This is a genomic window from Geosporobacter subterraneus DSM 17957, from assembly GCF_900142145.1.
GTDB lineage: Bacteria > Bacillota > Clostridia > Peptostreptococcales > Thermotaleaceae > Geosporobacter > Geosporobacter subterraneus.
Genome location: NZ_FQZV01000057.1, coordinates 1 through 24172 on the forward strand (window position 1 = coordinate 1; position 24172 = coordinate 24172).

Below are 24172 nucleotides of genomic sequence, written 5' to 3' on the forward strand. Positions count from 1 at the left end.
AAATCCTTGCTCCTTATTCCTTATTACTATATCCCTACTATGTATAACCCAAAAAAACTCGTGTCACGAATAAAAAAGTCGTGTTAAAAATAAAAAAGTTGTGTTAAAAGTCATGGTGAAAATAGGGTAGAAAACCTTATTGGAGCCATGATTTTTGTTTTAGGATGAGTAGGGTTAAGGGGTAAGGTATAAGGTTAAAAGTATTGATTTTATTGGATTTGAATAGAGTATTGATGAAAGATATTGATTAAAACTTTTCCCTTTTCTCTTGATACTTATCCCTATTTATGACACGACTTTTTTATCTAAAATGAGAGGGAAAATAGGAAAATATTAGGAGAAAGTAACAAGGGAAATGGGTGATTTTTGACATGACTTTTTTATATGGAAGATATTAGGAAAATAGGGTCAAGGAGTGAAGGGATAAGGGTTTGAGGGTGGTGGGGGTTTGACATGAGTTTTTTATGTGTATACATAGTTAGGAATAAGTTTTATTCTAAAAAGGGTTAAGGGATAAGGTGAAAAATAATAAAGTTGTGTCAGAGATAAAAAACTTGTGTTAGAAATAATAAAGTCATGTCAAATAGATAATAAAGTTGTGTCGAACAGTTCAATACATAATAGTGAAAAAATCAAAAAATAGAAAAGTCCTTTTTTAAAGGGTAAAGAAGAAAAGAAAATAAAGTTCTGAGATTTTATATTTCTTGATACAAGAATGAGGATATATAATTAAAATGATATGAACAAAAATCTTAAAACAGAAAAGTACTTTCATTATAAGATAAGTCCTATTAAAATAAAAATAAAGGAAGGTAAGGCTAAAATGATAAATGAAAAAATAAATAATTGCTGCTGTGGTGGAAAAGAGAAGTTTCATAAAATAGAAAATAACAATACATGCCCTGTGTGTAAAACATCAGGAGTCAAAGTAAAAAATATTACAGTCAGACATTTGGTAGTTAATACATTAACAGAATTGGTCGGAGATACAGATTATTATATATGCATGAATGAAGAATGTGATATTGTTTATTATAATCCAGAATCAAATGTTAAGTTTAATAAAAAGCAGGTGAAAATGCCTGTATGGTTTAAAAAAGACGCTAACCCTAAATATGCCTGCTACTGCAGCAAGGTTACAGAGGAGCAGGTTATAAATGCCGTTATAAAAGATGGGGCAAAAACAGTTAAGGATATTATAGAAATCACAGGGGCGATGAAAAACAGCCAGTGTGAAAAGAATAACCCGTTAGGTAAGTGCTGCCACAAAATAATTCAGGAGGCTATAGATAAAGGACTATCAATGAAATAAAATAAATGTGATTGTATTTTTATATATTATATAAGATATAAAAAATGGAATGCATGAGAGACTTGAGTATGATAGAAAAAATGAAAGAAAAAACAAGTGAGTTAAAGAAACAGGTTTTTGCTTTATATCTGGCATATAAAAAGAAAGAAACACCTTTAATTGCAAAGGTATTTACTGCTGTTGTTGTTGCATATGCACTAAGTCCTATAGACCTGATACCTGACTTTATCCCTGTATTAGGATATTTAGATGACTTCATACTGATACCTATGGGGGTTGCGATTGCATTAAAGTTGATTCCAGCGGAAATTATGGAAGAATGCAGGAAAGAAGCCGAGGCAAAATTGCAAAGTGATATTCCAGAAGCCAAGGCAGCAGGTGTGATTATTGTAATGCTGTGGATACTGATTTTAGGATTTATCGGGTATATGATATTAGCAGTTATACGGAAAGAAAAAATGAATATTAGATTAAGTAATTCTCTAATTCAATTTATTAAACTGGGTAGATAATTTTGCTATTTAGAAATAAACAAGTTAACAGGGGAAATGAAAAGATGTATCGTGGGGGTGGACAGGTTGAGAAAATTTAAAATACCTATATACATACTTATGATATTTATTTGCATATCAATTGGCTTGTGGATTTGGTTTGATAATTTGTTCTATCTCTTTAATTTCATGTATATAGGCTTTCTTGTGTCTTTAGGTATCTTCTTACTGATAAAAAAATACAAATATTCAAGACAGGTTGTGCAGTTTGGCGTGGGATTATATATGTTTATATATCTTGGGCTTATATGCCGTGAGAATATGCAGATTGAAGGTTTTTGGTACTACTTGTTTATGGGGGTATTTCAAGCAGCAGTAATACATTATGCAGTAGCCAAAATTATTGGCCCGCTGTTATTTGGAAGAGGATGGTGCGGATATGCCTGCTGGACGGCTGCGGTTTTAGATTTGTTGCCTTATAGGATGCCTGAAAAACCACGCATAAAAAAACTTTCCTTTATACGGTATATCATGTTTTCAGGTTCTATACTATTTGTAGGCGTTTTGTTTCTATTAAATAATCCTGACATTGAAGTTGTGATGTTTTGGAGTTTTATTGCGGGGAATATCATATACTATGCAGTTGGAATAATAATGGCTTTCATACTGAAAGACAACAGGGCTTTTTGTAAATACATATGTCCAATAACTGTATTTTTAAAACCAGCAAGTTATTTTTCACTGCTCAGGGTAAAAGCAGACAGCAAAAAGTGTATTTCTTGCGGGAAATGCAAAAAAGTATGTCCCATGAATGTAGATATTTTAGATAGCAAAAGAAGCAGGGAAAATGGAACAGAGTGCATTTTATGCATGGAATGTGTGAAAAGTTGTCCTAAAGGCGCTGTTTACTTTTAAACAGGTAAAACAAGCAGGAGTGGAAATGTCTGGGCAGTTAATAGAGTTAGGTGTATAATTCAAATAAACTCCACTCCATGATAATAAAGTTCGCTCTATAAAAATAAAGTTCGTTCCAAAATCCCGTAGCAGATGCAGGAGAAATCTTCATTTGCTGCGGGGTTTGCTTTTTTTACAGGGGAAAGGGGTAAGGTGTAAGGGTTAAGGTTGTTAGGGTTAAGGAGTAAGGAATAAGGCTAAAGGTATTGATTTTAAAGGGATTGAGAGTACTATATTGATTTAAATATTGATACCAGGATTGATAAAAAGCATTAGAAAAAGCACATGAGAAAATGCAACCTTATGCCTTTTTCCTTTCACCTTATCCCTATTCGGAACCGACTTTATTTTAAAAATTACTACAAGAATTAAGGAAAAAGTGTTAATAAATGGAATGAAAATATGGAATTTTAGAGCGGACTTTTTTATCTGGAAGAAAATAGCGAAATAGGGTTAAGGATAGATGGTGCAAGGGGTTGAGGGGGGTGGGGGTTTGACATGAGTTTTTTATGTGTATACATAGTTAGGATTAAGTTTTATTCTAAAAAGGGTTAAGGGATAAGGGGTAAAATAAAAAAGTTATGTCAGAGATAAAAAACTTGTGTTAAAAATAATAAAGTTGTGTTAAATAGATAAAAAAAGTTGTGTTATGTAATAAGGGCATAATTTCTTGATACAAGAATGAGAATAGTGTATTTAAATACAAGTGAAATGAGGAGATAGAAGAGTAGATGTTCTTATAGGTTATGATGTAAAATAAAGGTATGTGGTACACATTTGTAGAGAATATTATGCACTAAAATAAGGGGGGGTTGTTTTGAAGGGTAAAAATATGACTTTTGTTTTTCTTGTCATATGGTGCATTTTGGTGCTTACTTATTTTACAGTTTGGGAAAATAACTGGTTTATTCTGATTTCAACTAATGCACTATTGTTGTTAAAACTATTTTTGGATTTTAGAAGTAAGAAAGAATAAAGGTTTATGGTACCACCACATGAAAATGTACTTGCTAGTACATATCATTAATAATGTACATTAGCAGAAAAATGTGAACTAACATTTTTTATATTATGTGAGGGGGGATAAAAATGGATGTAAAAGATATTGTTCGAAATATGGGATACTGCGGTTTGGTTTGTACATTATGCCATGAGGCAGACACATGTGCTGGGTGTAAATCTGAAAATAATTGTTGTGGAAGACATTTAAGTGAAAAGGGTTGTTTTCAATTTGACTGTTGTGTCAGAAAGGGGATAAACGGTTGTTGGGAATGTGAAGAAAGTCCATGTGATAAGGATATGTTTAGTGAATATCACGATGTTAGAAACCGAACTTTTGTAAAAGTAGCGAAAAATGAGGGTATAGAAAAACTTGCAGAATATGTCCTGAAAAATCAAGAGAATGGCATTATATATGGCTGGAACAAGGATTATGATAATTTAGGAAATGAAGAGGCTGTTATCGATTTATTACATAATGGATTAAATAGTAAGTATGCAAAATGAGCATAATGAGAAGTTAGGAGAAGGCAAGTTAATTCACAATATTCTTATAGTGCGAAATAATGAAGGAGAACATTATATGATGATATTGTTGAGCATTTTTATTTTAATTATAGGGATTATCATGTTGATTAGTCCAGATACATGGTGGCAAATTACAGAATCATGGAAATCTTATGCTGCCGTAGAGCCTTCAGATTTTTATATAAAAATAACTCGTGTTGTAGGCGGTTTTTTTTCAATGATTGGAGTTGGTGGCATAATATTTTTTTTATTATTACCATAAATAAATGATATAAAAGTTAGGAGCATAACATTCATTTAAGATTGAATCGCATTATTTAATTTTTGTGTCTAAACTGTATTATTATACGAAATAAAATCTTCATAAAAAATACTGCTAATAATGATATACATATATATGAGTACGATGATTAAACCTTCGAGGTGAGTATAGATGAAAATACTGAACTTAATTTGTAAAAGGACAAATTGTTATCTCCTTGAATCCAGTTGCGGTTGGATAATGATAGATACTGATTTTCCTGGTACTCTTTATCGGCTTATGAACTTATTGAATCAGCATAATATCAAAATAAGTGATATCAAATATTTAATTGTAACACATTTCCATCCAGACCATGCTGGTATTGCACAAGACTTAAAGAATTTAGGAATAAGATTAATTATACATGAATGTCAGGTTACTTTTGTAGACAATCTAAATAACTTTTACAAAAAGAATCCTCAATTTAATTTTACAGATATTCTATCTGAGGGTAATATCGTAATTTCTAGCAAAGAAAGTAGAGACTTCCTCAAAAGTATGGGAATAGAAGGGGAAATAATCCAGACGCCTGGTCATACAGATGATAGCATAAGCCTCATTATTGATGGATGTTGTGCATTCACAGGCGACCTTCCAGAATTCAGTCATATAGAAGCCTATAACGACCAAACAATCAAAAACAGTTGGGAATTAATAAAGGATTATAAAATAACAAAAATATTTCCAGGTCATGGAAACCCATATACTATAATTTAGTGTACAATGGTATATCTCCTCTTGTATATACACTATAAACTCCACTCCGTAATAATAAACTTTGTTCTATAAAAAAGTTCGTCCCAAAGCCTCGCAGCATATGCAGGTAATTCCCTGTTTGCTGCGGGGTTTGCTTTTTTATTAGGGAGAGATATGGGTGACAATAACAAGTTCGTTTTTTTGTAAAATAATACACTATATATTATTAAGGTGTGATACAATATTTACTAAGCAAATTTATAGGGGGTATTTGGAATATGAAATTTAGAAAGTCTATAAGTTTACTGGTATTATGTATTGCTGCTCTGTCATTGATTGCAACAACATTTGGAATTTTTTCAAAACAAGGTCCTGGAGAATTTAAATTTACATAAATATACGGTCAGACAATAACTATTTACGGAAAAGGAATATATGGCAATAATTCTGTATCAGCAGTCCTGCAGGCCATACCGCAGGATATTGTGACATTGTGCATAGGCATCCCGATTCTTTTAATCTCACTCTTTCTGGCAAGAAAGGGTTCAATAAAAGGGAGGCTGCTCCTGGGGGGAGCATTGGGATATTTTTTAATCACATATATGATGTATACATTTATTGCAATGTATAACAGGCTGTTTTTGGTATATGTAGCGCTTATGTCAGCAAGTTTTTTTGCATTTATATTGACTTTGCTGGCATTTGATGTTGAAAAAATGAGTTCTTATTTCACTAATAAGTTGCCGGTCAGGTATGCAGGAGGCTACCTAATGTTCTCTACGTTAATGATAGGATTTTTGTGGCTTGCAAGAGTCATACCAACACTCATTGGCAGTTCTATACCTTTGGAAGTGGAGCATGGCACTACACTCACAGTTCAAGCATTTGACCTGGCATTCTTTCTGCCTGGGATTTTTTTATCAGGGTTGCTTTTGATAAAGAAAAAACCGTTTGGTTACATGTTAGCACCAATTGCGACAGTCACTAATGCTTTAATAATGGCTGCGCTTTTATCAAAGGGAATTTCAATGAACCTGGCCGGCATAGAAGGAACTCTTCCAATGATTATTATGACCTCTTTATTTGGCTTGATAGCAATTGTGTCTTTATTTTTGATATTTAGGAATGTAAACGAACCTGTGCGCACATAAAAAGAAGGCTTTTCGCAACAACAATATTTTATTTTAGTATGGTTTTTCTGTATACCATAAAAAAACTTTATTAAAATAAAATTTAATTAAATTGGAATTTATTGTTACTATATTTATGTGCATGGATATTAAAGAGAAGCCGATGTTGATAGTAAGGTATTTTGGCTAAAAGAGAGGTTAATTATGTGGTTTTGTGGGGAATCTTTATCAGCGCTTTTTTAATAGGCTTTTCAGGAGCAATGATGCCTGGACCTATGTTGGGGGTTACGATTGACGGCAGTCTTAAAAAGGGTGGACAGCAGGCCCTTTGACAGTATTAGGACATGGAATCCTGGAACTTATATTAATTATCATTATGACATTCGGACTTAAAGATTTCTTTTCTAAGCCGACAGTTGCAGGATTTATCGGATTATTTGGCGGTGCTTTTCTTGCATGGATGGGGTATAGAATGATAAAATCCGGCATTAATAAATCAGTTTCTTTGGAGAGCCAAAGAGCAGGGAATAGTGCCGGAGTGAGGAATCTTGCATTAGCGGGAGCGCTTGTAAGTGCTACCAATCCGTATTTTATTCTCTGGTGGGCGTCAACAGGTATGGAATCAATACGCCAGTCGTATGCTTTAGGTTTAAATGGTGTTTTGTTCTTTTTCATGGGGCACATTTTTTCGGACTTTGTATGGTATACAGCAATTTCCACGGCATTTTCCAGAGGCAAGAAACTGATAAGTGATACTGTGTATCGCTGGATTATTTTGTTGTTAGGTATATTTATTATAGCATTTTCAATCTATTTCATAGGCAGTGGATGGAAGATGCTGCAGATGTAATGATATAATTTTTGGGTAGATTTAATGAAAAAGATGTATTTTATAATTTATATAGGAGGAAAGTAAAAATGACAAATGAAAAAATAAATAATTGCTGCTGTGGTGGAAAAGAGAAGTTTCATAAAATAGAAAATGACAATACATGTCCTGTGTGTAAAACATCAGGAGTCAAAGTAAAAAATATTACAGTAAAGCATTTGGTAGTTGATGCCCTTACAAAATCGGTAGGAGATATTGATTATTATATATGCATGAACGAAGGATGTGATGTTGTATATTATAATCCAGAATCAGGTGTTAAGTTTGATAAGCAGCAAGTAAAAGTGCCAATATGGTTTAAAAAAGATGCCAATCCTAAATATGCCTGCTACTGCAGCAAGGTTACAGAGGAGCAGGTTATAAATGCCGTTATAAAAGATGGGGCAAAAACAGTTAAAGATATTATAGAAATCACAGGGGCGATGAAAAACAGCCAGTGTATAAAGAATAATCCATTAGGGAAATGCTGTCATGAAATAATTCAGAAGGCAATAGACAAGGGGTTATCCATGAAATAAGTGCAGTTATATTTAATACTGCATTTTTTAGATTGTGGCTTGCAAATTTAGGGAGGAAAAAGGCTTATGGAAATTGGTATGTATGAAGAAGGAAGAAAAATAGGTCAGTTAACAGGAGAAATGTCTTGTACCCTGAAAATTGTAAAGAAATTAAAAGAAATGGGTTTTAGTATAAAACAAGTATTACAGACTATTGAGTTGCCCGAGAGTAGTGTTTTGAGGGTTTTTGACGGTAAAGAAGATATTAGAAAAATAGCACAAGACACTGTAAATCAGCAAATAGCAGAAAATGGCGATAAAATTCCAGAAGAGCGGGACTTTATAAAATGGGTAGAGAATGCGCTTGAATATTTTATGCCACCACAAGATAAGGAAGAACTAATACCTCTTAAAGAACCACAGAGGCTCACTTGTGAGCAGTGGGCTCAGTATACTCCATACGAAAACAAATTGGAACTTTTTGATGGGCAGGCATTGGCAGACTTAAGAGAACAGGAAAATATGATAATTGCCCTTTTGTACAACATTGGACTGGAACATTTTATTAAAATACTTCCGCAGGAGTCTAAAACAATATTGAAGGAACTTTTGAATGAGCAATAAAAAAAGAGTTTTTCTATGAAATATAAAGTTATGGTTAAAATGTATATCAGTTTAGGTTTATTGAGGGAATTTCACCTGCGGTACGGCTAACCTCCAAGCCTTATCCCAAAATATTTAAAGAAATAAAAAAGAGGCTCGCAGTGGGTGTAATAGACACAAAGGAGGAAACAGACAGGGCTGTAAGGAACGGAGCGATATGTACAGTGGCGATAATATAATGTGAGTTGATTACCCCTACGGGGTATCATCACTTGGGAATTGGAGGCGTGGGCTGTATATGGTGGTTTTTACCAATGCATATTATTATTTAACAGCAATAAGAGTCACAAAGATATAGTATAAATTGATTTTAAGTAGGATATTTTTATTAGTATCTTGATTAAATCTTATAAGTATGATAATATTTTGTTGTAGGTCGGATGTCCGAATTAAAGGAGGAGAGAAAGAGCGTGGCTGATGAAACTGATAAACTAAACCAATCAGAAAAAATATTATTGGCTGCTTCTAAATGTATATCTTCTAGAGGCTACGCCAATGTTTCATTGAGAGACATTGCTAATGAAGCAGGTGTTGTCCTTAGCCAGTTAAACTATTACTATAAGAATAAGGAAGGGTTATTTACAGAAGTAGTAAAAATGATGATTGGAAAATATTTATTAGAGATTGAGGAGTGCTTAACGGTAGAGGCATCCCCTAGGGAAAGAGCATTATCTTTGATAAAATATTTTCGAGATTTACTAAAGTACAATCCAGAACTTTTTAAATTACTATATGATTTTACAGGATTAGCACTTTGGACACCTACTTTTAGTGGTTTATTAAGCAATTTATTCAAGGAACTATCGAATATGATAGAAAAGTACATTTTGAATAATCTTCAAATAAAGCATCTAAAAGGATATTCACCAAAATCTTTATCAAGACTTATTTTAGGTGCAATGTTTGGGACGGCTATACAGGTTTTACTTGATGACGAAGAAGAAGATTTGCCGGAAGCATTAAACGCCGTGCAGATATTATTTGAATAAATTTGTAAAAAGAAAGGGAGATGGGTATGCCAGGTATACTTGAAAAATCTATTAATATTGGACTTGGTTTATTTTTATACTCAAGAGAAAAAATTGAAGCAGTAGTAAATGAATTAGTGAACAAGGGTGAAGTAGCGAGAAAAGATGCAAAAGATTTAGTTAATGACTTAGTAAAAAAGGGAGAAGAGCAGAGAGAAGACTTTAAGAAAATGATAAAGGATGTAATTATTGAATCATTGGATTACATGAATATTGCTAGAAAAGAAGATTTACTTTCAGAAAAAGATATAAAGAAGATTATTAGGCAAGAACTCATAGAGATACTAAATGAACAAGAGATTGCAACAAAAGATGATATTAGTAATCTCAAGAAAGAATTAAAAAAGTAAAAAAACAATCATAAAGTGAACAATGTTTTTACCTGAGACAATTAATTCGGTCATCCGACCTTCTTTGGTTTAAAACTTAACTTATAGTCAAGACTAAAAAATAACATATAAAAAATTAAGTGGTATATGCAAAAAAACTGTAAATAGGTTGTGATATAAATTGATTGCTATTAATCGATATAAGCATATTAAAAGATATCGAGAAATTATTCTAGTGTTTGTAAAACATGGTTTTGGTACTTTCATAGACCAGATGGGCATCCTGTCTTATTTAAATATAAGAAAGAGAATAGTAAAACACACGGCTGAAAATAAATTTACGAAACTTACTGTAGGTCAGCGGTTAAGGCTATCATTAGAAGAATTAGGACCTACCTTTATAAAGTTGGGGCAAATCATTAGTACAAGACCTGACCTTCTGCCACAGGATATAATTGAAGAACTGGAAAAATTGCAGGATACAGTACCGCCTTTTCCATTTGAAGAAGTTAGAAATGTGATAGAAAGCGAATTGGGTGACTCACTAGAAAATATCTATGCGAAATTTGATGAAAAGCCTTTAGCGGCAGCATCCATTGCACAAGTTCATCTTGCAGAATTACTATCAGGGAAACGAGTAGTTGTCAAAGTTCAAAGACCTAAAATAGAGAGGAACATTGACCTCGATTTAAAAATATTGAAGGACCTCGCATATTTTATTGACAATCATACGAAGTATGGGAAACTATATGATTTTAGTAAGATGGTGCAGGAATTTGAAATTACTATTAAAAATGAACTGGATTTTAGAATTGAAGGAGAAAATACAGAAACATTTAAGAAAAATTTTATGAAAGATAAAGATGTGATTGTTCCTAACATCAGTTGGATTCATACAACACGTCGTGTATTAACAATGGAATATATTGATGGTATACGGTTAAATGATTTTGAAGCACTGGAGAAAGCAGGGCTTAACCGTAAAGTAATTGCTCATAACCTTGCTACTTCTATATTTAATCAGATATTAAGAGATGGTTTTTTTCATGGAGACCCTCATCCTGGTAATATTATGGTTTTAGAAGGGAATGTAATTGCGTTTTTGGATTTGGGTATGGTGGGGAAGTTAAGTGAGGAACGGAAAAACCAATTTCTTAAAATGTTAATGGGGATTACATTTAAAAACAGCAAATTGATTATTCGAGGAATATTAGGATTAGATGCAATGTCAAGAAGGGTAAATATCAAAAAACTTGAGAAGGATATTGATACATTAAGGGATAAATATTTGTCAGTTCCTCTAAGTGAGATAAAAATTGGGGAGGTATTCAATGAGATTTTTCATCTTGCTTTTTCCTATAATATTGTGATTCCAAGCGAGTTTACAATGCTTGCAAAATCACTTGTTACTTTAGAAGGTTTAGTAGAAAAATTAGACCCACAACTTAATATTTTAGAAGTTGCAGAGCCAATTGCAGGAAAGTTAATGTTTAGAATATTCTCGCCCGAAAAAATAGGAAAAGAATTTATTGGCGGAATTATGGATTATGGTAATTTAGCAAGGAAATTCCCATCGTCGATGCTGAACTTTTTAGAAAAAATTGAAGATGAAGATTTTACAATGCAGTTTAAGATGAAGGATATTGAGAAAATTGTGAAACGAATAGAAAAAATTTTTAACCGTCTTTCATTTAGTATGGTGTTACTGGCAGTCAGTATCGTCATTGCAGGCATTATTATAGGTTCTGGAATGAGTGCCCATACAGGGGTAGAGGTATATTTTCTAAATATAACAATTTTAAAAATTGGACTGGTTATTGCAGGTGCAATAGTATTGTTTCTTATTATTTCAGCATTACGGTCAGGTCATTTATGAGTAATGCTGAGTGTAGTATTGTAAGGAGGAAGAAACGGTGGGAGAATACTTTTTTGATATTGTAATATATTTTGCCCTATACTCTTTTATAGGATGGATGCTGGAAACAATTTATGCTAGTATTTCTAAAAAGAAATTTATTAATAGAGGATTTTTGCATGGTCCTTTCTGTCCCATATATGGATTTGGGGCAATATTGATTATTCAGTTACTAATTTTTTTGAATAATAGCCTTAGCATTGTATCAGAGTCAACAACGGTTAAAATATTGTTGGCTATGTTATTAACAACGATACTTGAATATATCACTGGATATATTTTAGAGAAAATATTTAACTGCAAATGGTGGGATTACAGTAATAACTTTTTAAATTTGCATGGGAGAGTATGTATAAAGTATTCCATATTCTGGGGAATACTTTCTTATATTCTAATCACTTTTATTCATCCGATAACTGTCAAGTATGTTGCTTTTTTGAACATATCAACGAAATTTATTATGACGGCTATTATAATTATTTATTTTATTTTCGATACAATAAAATCAGTTACAGAAATAATAGACCTAAAGCAGGTTGTCTTGATGTATTATCAATATCCTTCAGGAAATTTTCATGAACAAGTTATAAAATACAAAAGGATTTTTCAGGCATTTCCTAAATTGTGCTTTTTAAATGTTGGCAAACTTAATCAGGAGATTAGAGGATATGTACAAAATGAGTTTAAAAGAATTAAGGTTAAAGTTAAAGGCAGACAACGAGATTTATAGGGAATATAAGAGTTACATTGAAGATTTGCTGAGAAATGAAAATGTAAAAATGATGAATCGGTATAGGCATCATTACTTTACGACATGTCTTGACCATTGTTTAAATGTATCATTTTACAGTTATATGATTTGTAGATATGTAGGCTTAGATTATGTTTCCGCTGCAAGGGGTGGGTTACTGCACGATTTATTCTTATATGATTGGAGAACTACAAAACTAAGTGGAGGGAAGCATGCATTCAGGCATCCAGATATAGCACTTGAAAATGCTGTTAAAGTATTTGATTTAAATGAAATAGAGAAGGACATCATAAGTAAGCATATGTGGCCTCTTACAATAAAGCCTCCAAAATATAATGAATCATTTATAGTTTGTTTTGTAGATAAATATTGTGCGTCTGTAGAATTTGGACAGGGCATGATAGCAAACATTAAACATCGAATATAATTATTCTATAAAGTTTATAATTCGTTCACTTAAAAATAAAAATTTCTTTAATATAAAGTGAACGAATTTTATGGATTGTTTCCTTTGGTTATTTTTAATTTTAAAGTTAACAATCCATATTATCATTATAAATTAAAATATCGATAATTTTTATGTAATATTTATAACAATCTTACTATGCTCCAATCAAAACAAAGTTTGATTAATAAAAAATGGTTGGTGAAAGAGAATAAAGTTTAGTAAAAACACGTGAGGTGCTTACAGGAGAAATTTTGTAATCCTTCACAGGGTTTTTATGTCTTGGAACGAACTGAATGTGCAGCCACACCCAATCCAACGGTCCCGTTGTATACTAATAAAAAACACTGGTGAAACAAAATAAAGATTGGTGAAAAATAATAAAGTTTTGTGAAACCCCGTGAGGTGTTTGCAGGAGAAGTCTTGCTAACATTCACGGTTTTTTTATGCCCTCGAATCAACTACCCTGGTGTAACCAAACCGTATAGGTATCCAATGGTTGTAACCAACACGAAGGAACAATCGACCTTCAGTCTCATTTCCACTGTAGACATACCCCCATATAACTCCTCCAATGCCTTATTCCACCTATGATGTGGCTAACCCTCACACAAAAAAATATTTAAATAAATAAAAAAGAGGTAGTGGGTGTAATAGCCCCGGAGGGGGAAACAGACAAGGGGTGTAAGGAACGGAGCGATAGTGCGTCGGGTGTTATATGCTGGGTGTGATTACACCTGAGGAGGTAACATTACGCAAGAATCGGATGTGTAGGCTGCAAAAGAGGGTGAGTTTGAGCAGACTTTATTTTCTTTTTTTATACCTATTTTTGTAATTATATGGATATTTAGTTGACATAACTGACGAATTCTTGAGCAAACTTTATTTACTTCAAGAAAATGGGAAAATTACTTCGAGTCGGCTTACACCAAGGGATTGGATGCCCTGTGATGGTGAGCAGACTTTTTTTTATTTTAACATTTTTCCTTTCAACTTATCCCTAAAAAGGACCAACTTTATTTTAAAAATTATTACAAGGATTAAGGAAAAAGTGTTAATAAATGGAATGAAAATATGGAATTTTAGAGCGGACTTTTTTATCTGGAAGAAAATAGCGAAATAGGGTTAAGGATAGATGGTGCAAGGGGTTGAGGGGGGTGGGGGTTTGACATGAGTTTTTTATGTGTATACAGGTACGTTAAGAGAACTGGAATTATAATTGTGTAACTAATTAAACTGAGGACATTTAGAGTGTATTAAAGATTTTACCCGTATTTCTCGGTACGAGAATTGGGATAAAGTATAAAAATACAAAGGGAATGGGGATAAAGGGGGGGGGAGGTACTTATATAAATGTATGATAAATCCCTTCTTTAATATAAATTGTTAATAAAAAATACTGCAAAAGCATTTGACAGAATTGAAATAATAAGAATTGTGTTGTATTGTAAATAAGTGGGGATTTTCATGAGATAAATAGACTTTGTCTGAAAGGTTGAAGATTATGGAAAGAAAAAAAGTAATAAATTTATCAAACAGATTTTCAAATAATTTAGAAGAGTTTGGCTTGGATATTAATAAGGCAAAACAAAATATCCTTTCCCACATTGAGGAAAAGGAAAACGACCTAAGTCTGGATAAAAGGATGGTATTTTATACTCCATATATAGAGGACGGCAAAAAATATATGTTGGCTGGCTTTGTAACAAAAAAGGAAAAATCTATTCTTATAGAAGCCAACAGCATATGGGATAAGGGGTTTAATCCTGAAGACATAATAGTTACAGAAACAAATATTAGGATTATCAAATAGTTAAAGTGAAGTTAGATTTAAGGGAATTTTAGGTACGTTATAGGCATTTAAGGTATATTACGGGAACTTAAAGTACGTTACGGGAACTTAAGCGGATATGAAAGTTAAAAGAAAAATGTGGTATAATCCGTAAAGGAATGTGAAAAATGAGGTGCTTTAACACCTTGCCCCTAAAACCTTTTTTAAAAACAGGGCTATTAGCATTTTTTTTAGTGCTTTGGAGATTTAGCGGTCTTTCCAAGGCATTTTTTCTTATTTTTCGTATTAATAAAAAATACGGAGGAGGGAATTAAGCATATTTGTATTAGCCATGAGAGGGATTATATAAATTTAGCCTCATCCTTCTAAAAAATTTCATTTAAGTGAATTTTAAGTTCCTTAAAAGTTTGAGATACTGCGCAATCGTCGCCTTTGTAAATAGCCGCTTGTTTGTATTCATCTTCTTCTAATATATATACTTCAATAGTTTTAAGTTTTGGATTTATAATCCAATATTCTTTTATGCCAAATTCCATATAAGTGTTATATTTTCTTATTCTATCATGACTTTGATTGGAAATGGAAATAACTTCAACAATTAATGTAGATAATCCAGTATATTCGTTTTCTTTTAATCCCGATTTATCAGTAATTACTATTAAATCAGGCTGAACTTTTACTTTGGCAGTTTTTTCTTCATTTGTTAACCAGACATCCAGTGGGGAGATAAATACCTCACAAGATTTTCCTCTGAAATAGTTTCGGAATTCTGCTGCGATGTTTAATAAAACCCGCTGGTGTTCTACTGATGGAGACTCAAGGCAAACTACTTCACCATCAAAATATTCAAATCTATGTTCGTTTTCTTTATCCATCTGCAAAAACTCTTCAAGGCGTACAATTTTCTTTTCAGGAGTCATATTTTCACTTCCTTTCCAAGGATATTTTACGATATTCTATAGAGATGATACAAGGGGTTAAAGGATTAAAGGTTAAAGGGATTAGGAATAAGTAAAGACATTTTAATTCTACCAATTAATAGCAGCATCAGATTCATTATCTGAGTTAGATTTTAGCCTTTTTATGTATCCATACAGCATTTTTATTATTTCGAGGAATTTCTCATCTAAAATCTTGTATTGTTCTTTACTTATATGGTTGTTCTGATATGCAGTTAGCAAGTGGTTTCTCGTTTCCCCACAACTGCCAAGGGCAGCGTTGGCATGAAATAATTCCCGTTTGACAAACAGTTGTGTATTTCCCTCTGCGATGTTTGCAGAGATGCTGCGACTGCTTCTAATGATTTGGTCGACAAGCCGATACTGCTCATGGCTTGGAAACCCTTTAACCAACGCTTCTATTTCTTGTTCAAGAGCATTTGCCTTCTGCCAAACCTTAAGCGTCTTAAAATCCTTTATGACTAGACTATTGCTCATGTAGATTCTTCCTTTCATGATTTTTTCACATTATACAGAAGGATAGGAAGAAGTCAAATTTTGATAGATGAATTTTTGTAAAGAAATCCTTGAAAGGAGAAAGGGTTAAGGGGCTGTGTTAAAGGGCTATATACACATACTTGTTCCTTAATCCAATGAACCTTTTACCTAATATAGGTACAGTAATATCAAGGATTTGGGCAGATTTACTAAATACATAATTATATATGGGAGGGTAAAGAGGAGAGGGAAAAGGATTTAGGGAAAAGATGATAAAAACACTTGAAAATGAATTTGATGATTTAATATAAAGTAACTGTTCACGAATAATAAGGCATTTTACAATAGCATCATTAAAAACCTCCGTATTGTTATATTTTAGTATGCTTACCAATTCAGGTAAGCAATTTTTTTGCAAAACAGACTTGAATTTTTAAAGAATCCTTTATTAAAAGAACTATAACGAACTTAAATTTATTAAAGAAATGGAGGAATTTTTTATGGAGAATAAGATTATCTTAGGAGTAGACAATGGAAATGCTTATACCAAAAGCAGTGAGGGTTTTAGTTGTCAGTCGGGCTTTACAAAGTCTGATGTAGAGCCTATTACAAAACAAAATCTGCTTATTTATCAAGGTATTTATTACAGCATAGGAAACAACAGGTCGAGCGTTCAATTGGATAAGACTCAAAATCAAGATGCTTTTATATTATCTTTGGCTGCAATAGCAGATGCAATTAACAAGGCAGGAATGGAACAGAAAGCAGATGTATTTTTAGGTGTGGGGCTTCCTATCATTCACTACGGTAAAATGAAAACAAAATTCAGAGAGTATTTTTTGTGTAATAATATTAATTTCAACTATTTAGGAATAGACTATACAATTAGCATTAAAGATTGCAGAGTCTATCCCCAGGGTTATGCTGCATTTATTAATATTTTTAAAGATTATAAAGATATTGCTTTGGCAAATGTGATTGACATTGGTGGCTATACTACAGATTTTTTCATAGTAGAAAACGGGATAATTAACACTGCAACCTGCTATTCACTACCGAACGGTACAATCACATTGTTTGCATCCATACAGCAGGAATTATTAAAATTAAATATCAATCTGACAGAAAAGCAGATACAGGATATTATCTTAGGTAAGCAGCCAGTTTTATTTGATGCAGATATAAATAAAATGATAGAAATAAAAGCAAAGGAATATGTAGAAAATTTGCTGACAAAGATTTTAGAATACGGTTTTGAATTCAGGAATCCGACAATAGTTGTTGGTGGCGGGGGTATGATGTTAAGAAAATATATAGAATCATCGGACAAGATAAGGTATATTGAAAACCTTGACCAGTTTGCAAATGCCAAAGGTTTTAAAATCCTATTAGAGCAAGAACTAAGAAGGTGATTTTATGGCAACAAAACGGATAAACCTCTCATTTTCTATGGATAGGGAGGATGATGCTAAGGTATATAACATACTTTCTGCACAAAAATATAAAACAGATTATGTAATTAAGGCAGTGTTAAGTCATATAGGGGAAAGGGATAAGGGTTTTGATAAGGAAATAGTCAAACAGGCTGTGAAAGAAGTGATAGCGGAATGTGGAGGAATTACCACAGAAAACAAGGGAAAAGAGAATGATAGTTGCATACAACATGAATTGCCTGACGATATATTTGATATGTTTGACAATCTATAGACTTTAACCTTTACAAGCAGTGAAGTTTAAGACTTCCTGCTTTTTTCTTGTATAAAAGTATAGGTGGAGAGACATTGAATAAGCATAAATTACCTTAGGTTAAGCCTTATTCCTCCTTGCCCCTTTCTCCTAATTCCTTATTCTATAATACACAGTCCCAAAAAGAACTGGAATAAAAAGTATGGAACTAAAAAGAACTAAGGTTTGATTATTAATTTCATAAAATCCGATTTTAGAAACGGTTTCCTTAAATAGAAAACTGATAAGATAATTATTTAGAATTCATTCTTTTTGCATGAGAAACGGAGCAAATGGATGGGTTTTAATAGGGAAAAGGAGTTAGAAACGGTTTTAAGGGTTAAGGGGTAAAAAAAGTGATTCTAAAATTGAAACAGAGCAGGAGTATGTGGATTATAGGTTAAAGGGAATAGGGGGCTTAGAATAAGAAATTACATAATATAATAGTAACTATTAAAGGTATTGTTTTTTCTTACCCATAAATCTTATCAAAATCTATATAAAAGACTCTATTAATAACTTAGGTTGTACTATATAATAGTAAATAGACATTCTTGGGAAAATGTAGCACAATATTGCATGTATCCTTTTTGAGGTGGAGATATATGAAAATCAAAAGCAAAACAATTATTATATCAGTATTTTTAATAATACCTTTAATACTGTTTTCATCAAGTTATATAAGTTTTCGTAGTCAAAAAATAAACAATGAGCACTTAGAAAGTTTCAAAAATAACCTTATGACAACTATCCAGCAAAAATCATATTTTGATATTAAAAATATAACTCCTTTTGAATGGGACAGAATGTATGTTATACTGCCTTATACCAGCAGAACAGAAATGCAAAAAATAGTAGGAACAAAATGGACCACTGCTGATACATATATTGGCTATCTGATATTTGATAAAACCTGGCTCGGAGAGCATCCACTGGATGATGATATATTTCATAAATTAGTTTTTGTAAAAGATAATAAAGTAGTTTCGGATGTTACTCTCAATAGGGGTGATGCTGATTTTACACAAATTAGTAGTCCTGTTATAAATGATAGCGCTTTATTTATCATTGACAAAACAAGCGGAGGAAATGTTATTAAAAAAAGTAAGCAATAGAGAATACAATGCTTTCGTAAAAAAGAGTATGTTTGGAGTGAATAAGGTATGAAAAAAGAAAAATCAACAAAGATGATTACTATATTTACTGTTATATGTGCTTTAGTGGCATTTATCAGTTTATTTTTTAGTTCCTTATTGCCATTATACTTATCTTATAAATTCAAAATAGATATAAGAAATGCAGGCTCAATAGGAATCATAGGCGGTGCAGACGGACCAACGACAATTTATGTATCAGGTCAGTCTTCTTCGCACTTGTTTACTGCCATCTTTGCATTGCTAACAATATTGGGATTCATATATCTAGTTGTTATCAAATATAAGAAAAATCATAATTAATCCAGAATCAGTTATTTATCAGGAGCAAAGATGTAACAACAGGTTTGTTTGTACAGAAAAGATAATATAACATATTATATAAAAAGGCTTTCCAGTCAAAACTGAAAAGCCATAAGATTATTAATCAGATAACCATTTATCCAGATATTTTATCATCTCACTTACATCTGGATAATGCTGTGAGAACCTTTCAGGTGCCAATTCGGGCACTCTATCTGACAATTTATTCAGCAATTCCTTTAATTCATTCAGTAAATCTATCCCGTCGTTGTAGTTATAATGGTAAACAGTTTCAAGGATGTCAAGGTAATATTCGGCATCCTGATATTCCCTTGAGTCTTTACCAAAGTTCTTGTCTATTGCAGAAAGTATATTCTTAATTTCTTGTTTTAAATTCTTGGCTTTCATACAACCACGTCCTTTCATTTGATTTTAAACAGGATACAGAATTATGGTTTTGAAAGTCAAGTTTTTTTTGATTAAAAAATTTTTAAGATTACGGCTCATTAAAAAGGAATACTGACATCGTCATATACAGGGGTGAAGTTGCCATCATCCAGTACAGCGGTGATAGGGGCTATACCAGTTGAAGAATGGTAACTTTCATTTTTAGGGATATAATCCCATACATCAAAATCTTTATTTTTTATTATATTTCCTACAATAGCAGCAATCTGTTTTCTGGAACATTCATTGTCTATTTTCTTAATTAAATCTAAATCAAATCTCTTTTTCAGATGAAATAGTTGTGCTTTAGAAATGTTGATTAGGTTTTCTTCTACATTTCTTTCTTCTTGAGCATTGCCTGCGTTAATATTGCTATTTTCTTTTATGGCAGTTTCTGTTTCATCAGTATCCTGCATGTCATGATAATCCTTTGTAGAAAGGTTAAAGAGAATTTTTATTTCTTCTTCTCTAAAGCAACATAATTTTTTTAATACTGCAAGTTGCTGATATGTCATATCCTTTAAATCTATATGCTTAACAATTGCTTCAGCAAAATTAGTCATCTGGTTTATATCTCTTGGGTCAATACACATAATTTCATTTTCAGTGTACAGGCCTGTTTTTAATAGAGTGTTTAAATCTTCATTACTTGCAGGGGTAAAAGAATAGGCTTGTTTTTCCCATAGGCTAATTAAAAGCCTTAGCATGTTATCATCATGCAGTTTAACGGAACAATCGGTAATATCTTTTCCTAATTCTTTAAAGGTGCTAATAATTCTAATATTCCTGAAACCAAACTGCCAAAGGCGGTAGGCGGCTGCAATGCTTTTGCTTTGTCCAACCTTATGGTCATCATTATCAAAGAATAAGTTAATAACTACATCTTTGCCGAAATATTTATCAATTAAGTATATATGGAAGTCGGTTAAATTTGCCTGCCCTGGAGAAACGGCGTCATATCCCATGCAGGAAAGTTTTATTGCATCTGCAATGCCTTCTGTAATCCATAATGCATTAATGCATTTATTCTTCAGTTCGTAAAGGTTAAAAAGGAAGTTTCCAGGCTTAAACGGAACAAAATTTCTAAAAGCCGTTCCGTTTTTATTTGCTGTCAAGTTATCCTGATAATCGGTCACGTTAAGGTATTTGTACTGTTTTGGAGCATTTAAATCTGTTTGTCGGCACTGGTACCCGACAACTATGCCAGTTTCATGGTCTTGAACGGGAAACAGGACTCTGTCATTCAGCATAAAGAAATCACTGTAGTAGAGTTGCTTCTGGCTAGCCTTATCAAAATAGATAAGTCCATATCTCAAAGCAGTATCTATGTCTATATTATATTTCTTACTCATGAAATCAGAGAGTTTATCGACAGAATTTAATTTATCTGCATTTTGAGTAAAGTCATTAATCAGTTTACTGTTTTTAGCATCCTGAATTGCTTTATCATAATCAGTAATCCCATTGTCAATTATATTCTGGGCTTTATGATGCCTGATGGTCATTTCAAGGTCCAGTGCTTCCAGTATAAAACCGGGCTTGTTTGTAGAGTTGGAAGGAGAAACTTCTAAAGAAGGCTTTATTTGTTGTTCTTCTCCTTGGCATTGGCGACCTTGCGATTCTGCTGTATAAGAAAAATATCTTTCAGGAAGCAGCCAGATATTATAGTAATCTGTATATCTAAGGCTATTTGTTTTATGATAGCGTTCCAGTATTTTATCTTTTAACTTCTGCTCAAAATCAGCGATTGAGTTGAATCCTAGATTCAGCCCAGCAAAGTTGTTTGCAGCAAAAATTTTAGCATCGTTATAATTATTCTTTCCTGAAATATTTTGCATAAACATAATAAATTCAAGATATGTGCCGCTTTTACCGCAGGCGTTGCAGTGAAAGTTCCGTTTGTCGTCATTCAGGGAAAGAGAGGTAGGGTTATCTGCTCCAGAATGGAATGGGCAGACAAAACGCCCTTTGTTATATTTCCCTTTAAGCCTGTAAAAATCCTTTAACTTTGCAGCAGTGAGAGACTGCTGGATTAGAGGTTCAATATCATTAAGGTATTGAAATATTAATACACCAACATCGTGAGATGTCTTTTTGGCAATGATGTTATCTAAACTGCTGTTCATAGGCTATTCCTCCGTTCCGTAATTTTTAATGAACGTATTATAGCCATAAATCAGTGTATTTCAAGAGGAACTTTATTTTGTAACAAAAATGTAACAAAAAAATAAAGCCTAAAAATTTGACAAACTTAAAAATATGGTTAATATGTTATTAATACTTCAAGGTACTTCAGTTCAAGAAAACTTTGCGAAACATTGAGAGACGCCTTGAAGTTAATGAAGTATGAAGTATTAATGAAATATTCTAATCAATTTTAGTTTTGGCTCAATTCTTGTTTTGAACTGAAGTAATGAAGAATGAAAATTAATACTTGAAATGCCTTATATTCAATCCTTAATATGCAATACAAAACAGATTAAGGAGGCATATAAGGCATGGATATAAAGGTTCTTAAGGTTGCGGGAGACAGCAATATCAATGCTGTTGTAGATGCAGCATTAGAAGAGATAAAGCAAAACATGGCTGTAAATATCGATTGTATCGGCATGAAGGCCGGCTATCAGACGGTAAAAGTTCTAATTTCATTTACGGAAAGGTTAGTTAAGATGGGCTACAAATTTTATATAAGACCTTTTTATGTAAAGGTGGACACAGTAACCCATGAAAATGATGCTTTCGCTAAGACAGCCATACGCTGGACTTTAATTGCAAAAAAGAAATAATATTAGTTCTTGTACAGCCAATGAAAATATGGTAACGTAAAGGCATATTGCCGAAAGGGGCACACCTTTCTTATACTGCATCTAGAGGTATAAGGGAGTGTGCTTTTTTGTTATAAATGAGGGATAGAAGGTAAAAATAAAGGCACAAACAAATATCTACTAATGACATAGGGGTAGGTGGATGAAAGAATCAGTGTTAGATTCATAAGAATAGGTGTATATTGAAACAAAACTTATTTATCTTGACCTAAGAGCCAACTGACGCTTACATTTAATACTTGAGATAAGGCTACCAGTTCAATATCGGTTATAATTCTTTTCTTCTGTTCGAGTTTTGAAATACTTGCTCTATCCACATAAACTGCTAATGTCTCAAGTTTTACTGATAGTTCCTGCTGCGTCATATTATTTTTTAACCTTGCAATTTTAACTCTAGAGCCTGCAATATTGCGTTCTTCGGAATCTAATATTAATTTCATCAAACATACCACCTTTTGTTCTTTATTGGAACACTTGTATTTTATCCGAAGTTGTGCAATAATATGTTCTAATAAAGAACAAACTTATAAATTTGGGGGCTAATTGTAATGCATAAGGAAAGATATGGAACTGAGGAGATAATTCAAATTGTTTTGAATCATGAAAATAAGATTCAGTACAGCAGCATTAATAATGGAGAAGCCTATAATCACCTTAAAAAATTGCATATTTTTGATAGGTTATCTGAAAGTTCATATGTTCAATTTAGTTATGGCAAGCGTTGGGTGACCATTAATAAAATTATTATTGCCAACCAAAAGTATTATGTAATTACCATTGATTCAAATAACTATAAATGCAGTAAGTTATTAATAGATTCAGTTACAGGATTATACAATAGAAACTATTGGCAACAGATTAACGATGGTTCAATATATCATCATCTTTATAGCAAAAAAGATTTCTCCCTAATATTCATAGATATAGATAATTTAAAAGAAATTAATGACACTTTTGGTCATTTAGTAGGTGATAAGGCAATTGAAATAGTAGGACAGGCGATTAAAAACAGTATAAGAAAAGAGGATTTAGGTATAAGGTATGGGGGCGACGAATTTATTATTTTGCTTTTTAATCAGCATAAAAAGGCAGCGAAAAGAGTAACAGAGAGAGTTAGGAGAGAGATTCGTAAACTAGCAGTAGAACAAGGGATGAATATTCAAATCAGTGCGGGAATAGCCTGTACTGATTGTTTAGTAGATTTGGAGGATATGATAAAAATGGCAGATAAAAATTTATATAGAGACCAGCTAATAAAAGTCAATAGTTAAGTTTGATTTTTTTAAAAAAATTGGTTTTAGAAAAAAGAGTATAGCAAAGCTAGCCATATGTAAAACACGAACAATGACAAAATGATGAGCTACATCTCTACTGCGATTTAAGCAGCTTTGATTTTGTTTGAATTCTTAGTTTTTCTCCAAGATTGATGATCTTGAGGGCTCCTAATTTCAAATGGCTTTTCGTCACGGAGAACCGCAAATATGTAATGGAGAAGTTTATGCATTACAGCTACTAAAGCTACTTTCTTTTTCTTGGTTTCACATTTTTTATGATAATAA

Annotated in this window: 28 protein-coding genes and 1 pseudogene; 23 read left to right on the plus strand and 6 right to left on the minus strand. The window is 32.5% G+C overall.

Annotated elements, in window-relative coordinates; all coding sequences use genetic code 11:
• Positions 1-823: 823 nt before the first annotated feature.
• From BUB56_RS16300 to BUB56_RS16380, 17 genes are all read left to right on the plus strand, one after another.
• Positions 824-1312, plus strand: coding sequence for a Csac_0668 family 2Fe-2S cluster-binding (seleno)protein (locus tag BUB56_RS16300; RefSeq protein WP_027621831.1), 489 nt, complete (start codon positions 824-826; stop codon positions 1310-1312).
• A gap of 68 nt (positions 1313-1380) precedes the next feature.
• Positions 1381-1824 carry a YkvA family protein gene (locus tag BUB56_RS16305; protein ID WP_014256062.1) on the plus strand — a complete coding sequence of 148 codons (444 nt, stop codon included), beginning with the start codon at positions 1381-1383 and terminating at the stop codon, positions 1822-1824.
• 66 nt (positions 1825-1890) lie between these two features.
• On the plus strand, positions 1891-2718 hold the full coding sequence (locus tag BUB56_RS16310) for a 4Fe-4S binding protein (protein WP_027621830.1): 828 nt from the start codon (positions 1891-1893) through the stop codon (positions 2716-2718).
• A gap of 1128 nt (positions 2719-3846) precedes the next feature.
• Positions 3847-4263, plus strand: a complete 417-nt coding sequence (locus BUB56_RS16315; RefSeq protein ID WP_110942336.1) for a DUF3795 domain-containing protein — start codon at positions 3847-3849, stop codon at positions 4261-4263.
• Between the two features lie 76 nt (positions 4264-4339).
• Positions 4340-4546, plus strand: coding sequence for a DUF6199 family natural product biosynthesis protein (locus BUB56_RS16320; RefSeq protein WP_190014632.1), 207 nt, complete (start codon positions 4340-4342; stop codon positions 4544-4546).
• A 171-nt stretch (positions 4547-4717) separates the two neighbouring features.
• Positions 4718-5305, plus strand: coding sequence for an MBL fold metallo-hydrolase (locus BUB56_RS16325; RefSeq protein ID WP_110942338.1), 588 nt, complete (start codon positions 4718-4720; stop codon positions 5303-5305).
• A gap of 470 nt (positions 5306-5775) precedes the next feature.
• On the plus strand, positions 5776-6435 hold the full coding sequence (locus BUB56_RS16330; protein ID WP_110942339.1) for a hypothetical protein: 660 nt from the start codon (positions 5776-5778) through the stop codon (positions 6433-6435).
• Between the two features lie 185 nt (positions 6436-6620).
• Positions 6621-6746 (plus strand): hypothetical protein, encoded by a 126-nt coding sequence (locus BUB56_RS20165; RefSeq protein WP_278319512.1) that lies wholly within the window; start codon positions 6621-6623, stop codon positions 6744-6746.
• On the plus strand, positions 6743-7264 hold the full coding sequence (locus BUB56_RS16335) for a LysE family transporter (protein WP_242946410.1): 522 nt from the start codon (positions 6743-6745) through the stop codon (positions 7262-7264). The genes BUB56_RS20165 and BUB56_RS16335 overlap by 4 nt, the downstream gene beginning before the upstream one ends.
• 68 nt (positions 7265-7332) lie before the next feature.
• Positions 7333-7821, plus strand: coding sequence for a Csac_0668 family 2Fe-2S cluster-binding (seleno)protein (locus tag BUB56_RS16340; protein ID WP_110942340.1), 489 nt, complete (start codon positions 7333-7335; stop codon positions 7819-7821).
• A gap of 66 nt (positions 7822-7887) precedes the next feature.
• Positions 7888-8424: a hypothetical protein gene (locus BUB56_RS16345; protein WP_110942341.1), complete on the plus strand. Its 537-nt coding sequence runs from the start codon at positions 7888-7890 to the stop codon at positions 8422-8424.
• A 449-nt stretch (positions 8425-8873) separates the two neighbouring features.
• Positions 8874-9452: a TetR/AcrR family transcriptional regulator gene (locus tag BUB56_RS16350; protein WP_207650457.1), complete on the plus strand. Its 579-nt coding sequence runs from the start codon at positions 8874-8876 to the stop codon at positions 9450-9452.
• A gap of 26 nt (positions 9453-9478) precedes the next feature.
• The gene (locus BUB56_RS16355; RefSeq protein ID WP_110942343.1) at positions 9479-9841 is read left to right on the plus strand and encodes a phasin family protein; all 363 of its coding nucleotides are present in this window, start codon (positions 9479-9481) and stop codon (positions 9839-9841) included.
• Positions 9842-10001: 160 nt separating this feature from the next.
• Positions 10002-11696 carry a 2-polyprenylphenol 6-hydroxylase gene (ubiB, locus tag BUB56_RS16360; protein ID WP_330392679.1) on the plus strand — a complete coding sequence of 565 codons (1695 nt, stop codon included), beginning with the start codon at positions 10002-10004 and terminating at the stop codon, positions 11694-11696.
• Between the two features lie 37 nt (positions 11697-11733).
• Entirely contained in the window at positions 11734-12465 is a 732-nt protein-coding gene (locus tag BUB56_RS16365; RefSeq protein ID WP_242946411.1) for a putative ABC transporter permease, read from the plus strand.
• The gene (locus BUB56_RS16370) at positions 12413-12913 is read left to right on the plus strand and encodes an HD domain-containing protein (RefSeq protein WP_110942357.1); all 501 of its coding nucleotides are present in this window, start codon (positions 12413-12415) and stop codon (positions 12911-12913) included. The genes BUB56_RS16365 and BUB56_RS16370 overlap by 53 nt, the downstream gene beginning before the upstream one ends.
• A 1522-nt stretch (positions 12914-14435) precedes the next feature.
• Complete coding sequence (locus BUB56_RS16380) at positions 14436-14744, plus strand: hypothetical protein (protein WP_110942345.1); 309 nt, start codon at positions 14436-14438, stop codon at positions 14742-14744.
• A gap of 344 nt (positions 14745-15088) precedes the next feature.
• Here BUB56_RS16380 and BUB56_RS16385 read toward each other — a convergent pair whose 3' ends face one another.
• Both BUB56_RS16385 and BUB56_RS16390 read right to left on the minus strand, forming a co-directional pair.
• Positions 15089-15643 carry a Uma2 family endonuclease gene (locus BUB56_RS16385; RefSeq protein WP_110942346.1) on the minus strand — a complete coding sequence of 185 codons (555 nt, stop codon included), beginning with the start codon at positions 15641-15643 and terminating at the stop codon, positions 15089-15091.
• 108 nt (positions 15644-15751) lie between these two features.
• A complete protein-coding gene (locus BUB56_RS16390; protein ID WP_110942347.1) occupies positions 15752-16159 on the minus strand; it encodes a four helix bundle protein in 408 nt (135 codons plus the stop codon).
• A 500-nt stretch (positions 16160-16659) separates the two neighbouring features.
• Here BUB56_RS16390 and BUB56_RS16395 point away from each other — a divergent pair, with 500 nt between their 5' ends.
• The 4 genes from BUB56_RS16395 to BUB56_RS16410 all read left to right on the plus strand — a co-directional run bounded on the left by BUB56_RS16395 (position 16660) and on the right by BUB56_RS16410 (position 19341).
• Positions 16660-17571, plus strand: coding sequence for a ParM/StbA family protein (locus BUB56_RS16395; protein ID WP_110942348.1), 912 nt, complete (start codon positions 16660-16662; stop codon positions 17569-17571).
• A gap of 4 nt (positions 17572-17575) precedes the next feature.
• Positions 17576-17866, plus strand: coding sequence for a hypothetical protein (locus tag BUB56_RS16400; protein WP_110942349.1), 291 nt, complete (start codon positions 17576-17578; stop codon positions 17864-17866).
• 623 nt (positions 17867-18489) lie between these two features.
• Positions 18490-18999: a hypothetical protein gene (locus BUB56_RS16405; RefSeq protein ID WP_110942350.1), complete on the plus strand. Its 510-nt coding sequence runs from the start codon at positions 18490-18492 to the stop codon at positions 18997-18999.
• 48 nt (positions 19000-19047) lie between these two features.
• Positions 19048-19341 (plus strand): sodium ion-translocating decarboxylase subunit beta, encoded by a 294-nt coding sequence (locus BUB56_RS16410; RefSeq protein ID WP_110942351.1) that lies wholly within the window; start codon positions 19048-19050, stop codon positions 19339-19341.
• A gap of 120 nt (positions 19342-19461) precedes the next feature.
• Here BUB56_RS16410 and BUB56_RS16415 read toward each other — a convergent pair whose 3' ends face one another.
• Positions 19462-19749 (minus strand): hypothetical protein, encoded by a 288-nt coding sequence (locus BUB56_RS16415; protein WP_052221639.1) that lies wholly within the window; start codon positions 19747-19749, stop codon positions 19462-19464.
• Between the two features lie 98 nt (positions 19750-19847).
• Positions 19848-21914 (minus strand): CHC2 zinc finger domain-containing protein, encoded by a 2067-nt coding sequence (locus BUB56_RS16420; RefSeq protein WP_110942352.1) that lies wholly within the window; start codon positions 21912-21914, stop codon positions 19848-19850.
• Positions 21915-22286: 372 nt separating this feature from the next.
• On the opposite strand from BUB56_RS16420, the gene BUB56_RS16425 reads away from it, so the two are divergent.
• The gene (locus BUB56_RS16425; protein ID WP_110942353.1) at positions 22287-22574 is read left to right on the plus strand and encodes a stage V sporulation protein S; all 288 of its coding nucleotides are present in this window, start codon (positions 22287-22289) and stop codon (positions 22572-22574) included.
• 233 nt (positions 22575-22807) lie between these two features.
• Here the strand turns inward: BUB56_RS16425 and BUB56_RS16430 are convergent, their stop codons facing one another.
• Positions 22808-23053: a helix-turn-helix domain-containing protein gene (locus BUB56_RS16430; protein ID WP_052221636.1), complete on the minus strand. Its 246-nt coding sequence runs from the start codon at positions 23051-23053 to the stop codon at positions 22808-22810.
• Between the two features lie 108 nt (positions 23054-23161).
• Here BUB56_RS16430 and BUB56_RS16435 point away from each other — a divergent pair, with 108 nt between their 5' ends.
• Positions 23162-23884: a GGDEF domain-containing protein gene (locus tag BUB56_RS16435; RefSeq protein ID WP_110942354.1), complete on the plus strand. Its 723-nt coding sequence runs from the start codon at positions 23162-23164 to the stop codon at positions 23882-23884.
• A 107-nt stretch (positions 23885-23991) separates the two neighbouring features.
• Here the strand turns inward: BUB56_RS16435 and BUB56_RS16440 are convergent.
• Positions 23992-24172 (minus strand): annotated as a pseudogene (locus BUB56_RS16440) (hypothetical protein); the annotation flags it as partial.

Bases quoted from the DNA above. Each gene is read 5' to 3' on its own strand.
- BUB56_RS16305 (WP_014256062.1), top strand. From the start codon at position 1,381: ATGATAGAAAAAATGAAAGAAAAAACAAGTGAGTTAAAGAAACAGGTT.
- BUB56_RS16395 (WP_110942348.1), top strand. From the start codon at position 16,660: ATGGAGAATAAGATTATCTTAGGAGTAGACAATGGAAATGCTTATACC.
- BUB56_RS16355 (WP_110942343.1), top strand. From the start codon at position 9,479: ATGCCAGGTATACTTGAAAAATCTATTAATATTGGACTTGGTTTATTT.
- BUB56_RS16405 (WP_110942350.1), top strand. From the start codon at position 18,490: ATGAAAATCAAAAGCAAAACAATTATTATATCAGTATTTTTAATAATA.
- BUB56_RS16420 (WP_110942352.1), bottom strand. From the start codon at position 21,914: ATGAACAGCAGTTTAGATAACATCATTGCCAAAAAGACATCTCACGAT.
- BUB56_RS16385 (WP_110942346.1), bottom strand. From the start codon at position 15,643: ATGACTCCTGAAAAGAAAATTGTACGCCTTGAAGAGTTTTTGCAGATG.
- BUB56_RS16410 (WP_110942351.1), top strand. From the start codon at position 19,048: ATGAAAAAAGAAAAATCAACAAAGATGATTACTATATTTACTGTTATA.
- BUB56_RS16430 (WP_052221636.1), bottom strand. From the start codon at position 23,053: ATGAAATTAATATTAGATTCCGAAGAACGCAATATTGCAGGCTCTAGA.
- BUB56_RS16390 (WP_110942347.1), bottom strand. From the start codon at position 16,159: ATGAGCAATAGTCTAGTCATAAAGGATTTTAAGACGCTTAAGGTTTGG.
- BUB56_RS16370 (WP_110942357.1), top strand. From the start codon at position 12,413: ATGAGTTTAAAAGAATTAAGGTTAAAGTTAAAGGCAGACAACGAGATT.
- BUB56_RS16300 (WP_027621831.1), top strand. From the start codon at position 824: ATGATAAATGAAAAAATAAATAATTGCTGCTGTGGTGGAAAAGAGAAG.
- BUB56_RS16320 (WP_190014632.1), top strand. From the start codon at position 4,340: ATGATGATATTGTTGAGCATTTTTATTTTAATTATAGGGATTATCATG.
- BUB56_RS16345 (WP_110942341.1), top strand. From the start codon at position 7,888: ATGGAAATTGGTATGTATGAAGAAGGAAGAAAAATAGGTCAGTTAACA.
- BUB56_RS16325 (WP_110942338.1), top strand. From the start codon at position 4,718: ATGAAAATACTGAACTTAATTTGTAAAAGGACAAATTGTTATCTCCTT.
- BUB56_RS16400 (WP_110942349.1), top strand. From the start codon at position 17,576: ATGGCAACAAAACGGATAAACCTCTCATTTTCTATGGATAGGGAGGAT.
- BUB56_RS16315 (WP_110942336.1), top strand. From the start codon at position 3,847: ATGGATGTAAAAGATATTGTTCGAAATATGGGATACTGCGGTTTGGTT.
- BUB56_RS16340 (WP_110942340.1), top strand. From the start codon at position 7,333: ATGACAAATGAAAAAATAAATAATTGCTGCTGTGGTGGAAAAGAGAAG.
- BUB56_RS16415 (WP_052221639.1), bottom strand. From the start codon at position 19,749: ATGAAAGCCAAGAATTTAAAACAAGAAATTAAGAATATACTTTCTGCA.
- BUB56_RS16380 (WP_110942345.1), top strand. From the start codon at position 14,436: ATGGAAAGAAAAAAAGTAATAAATTTATCAAACAGATTTTCAAATAAT.
- BUB56_RS16425 (WP_110942353.1), top strand. From the start codon at position 22,287: ATGGATATAAAGGTTCTTAAGGTTGCGGGAGACAGCAATATCAATGCT.
- BUB56_RS16435 (WP_110942354.1), top strand. From the start codon at position 23,162: ATGCATAAGGAAAGATATGGAACTGAGGAGATAATTCAAATTGTTTTG.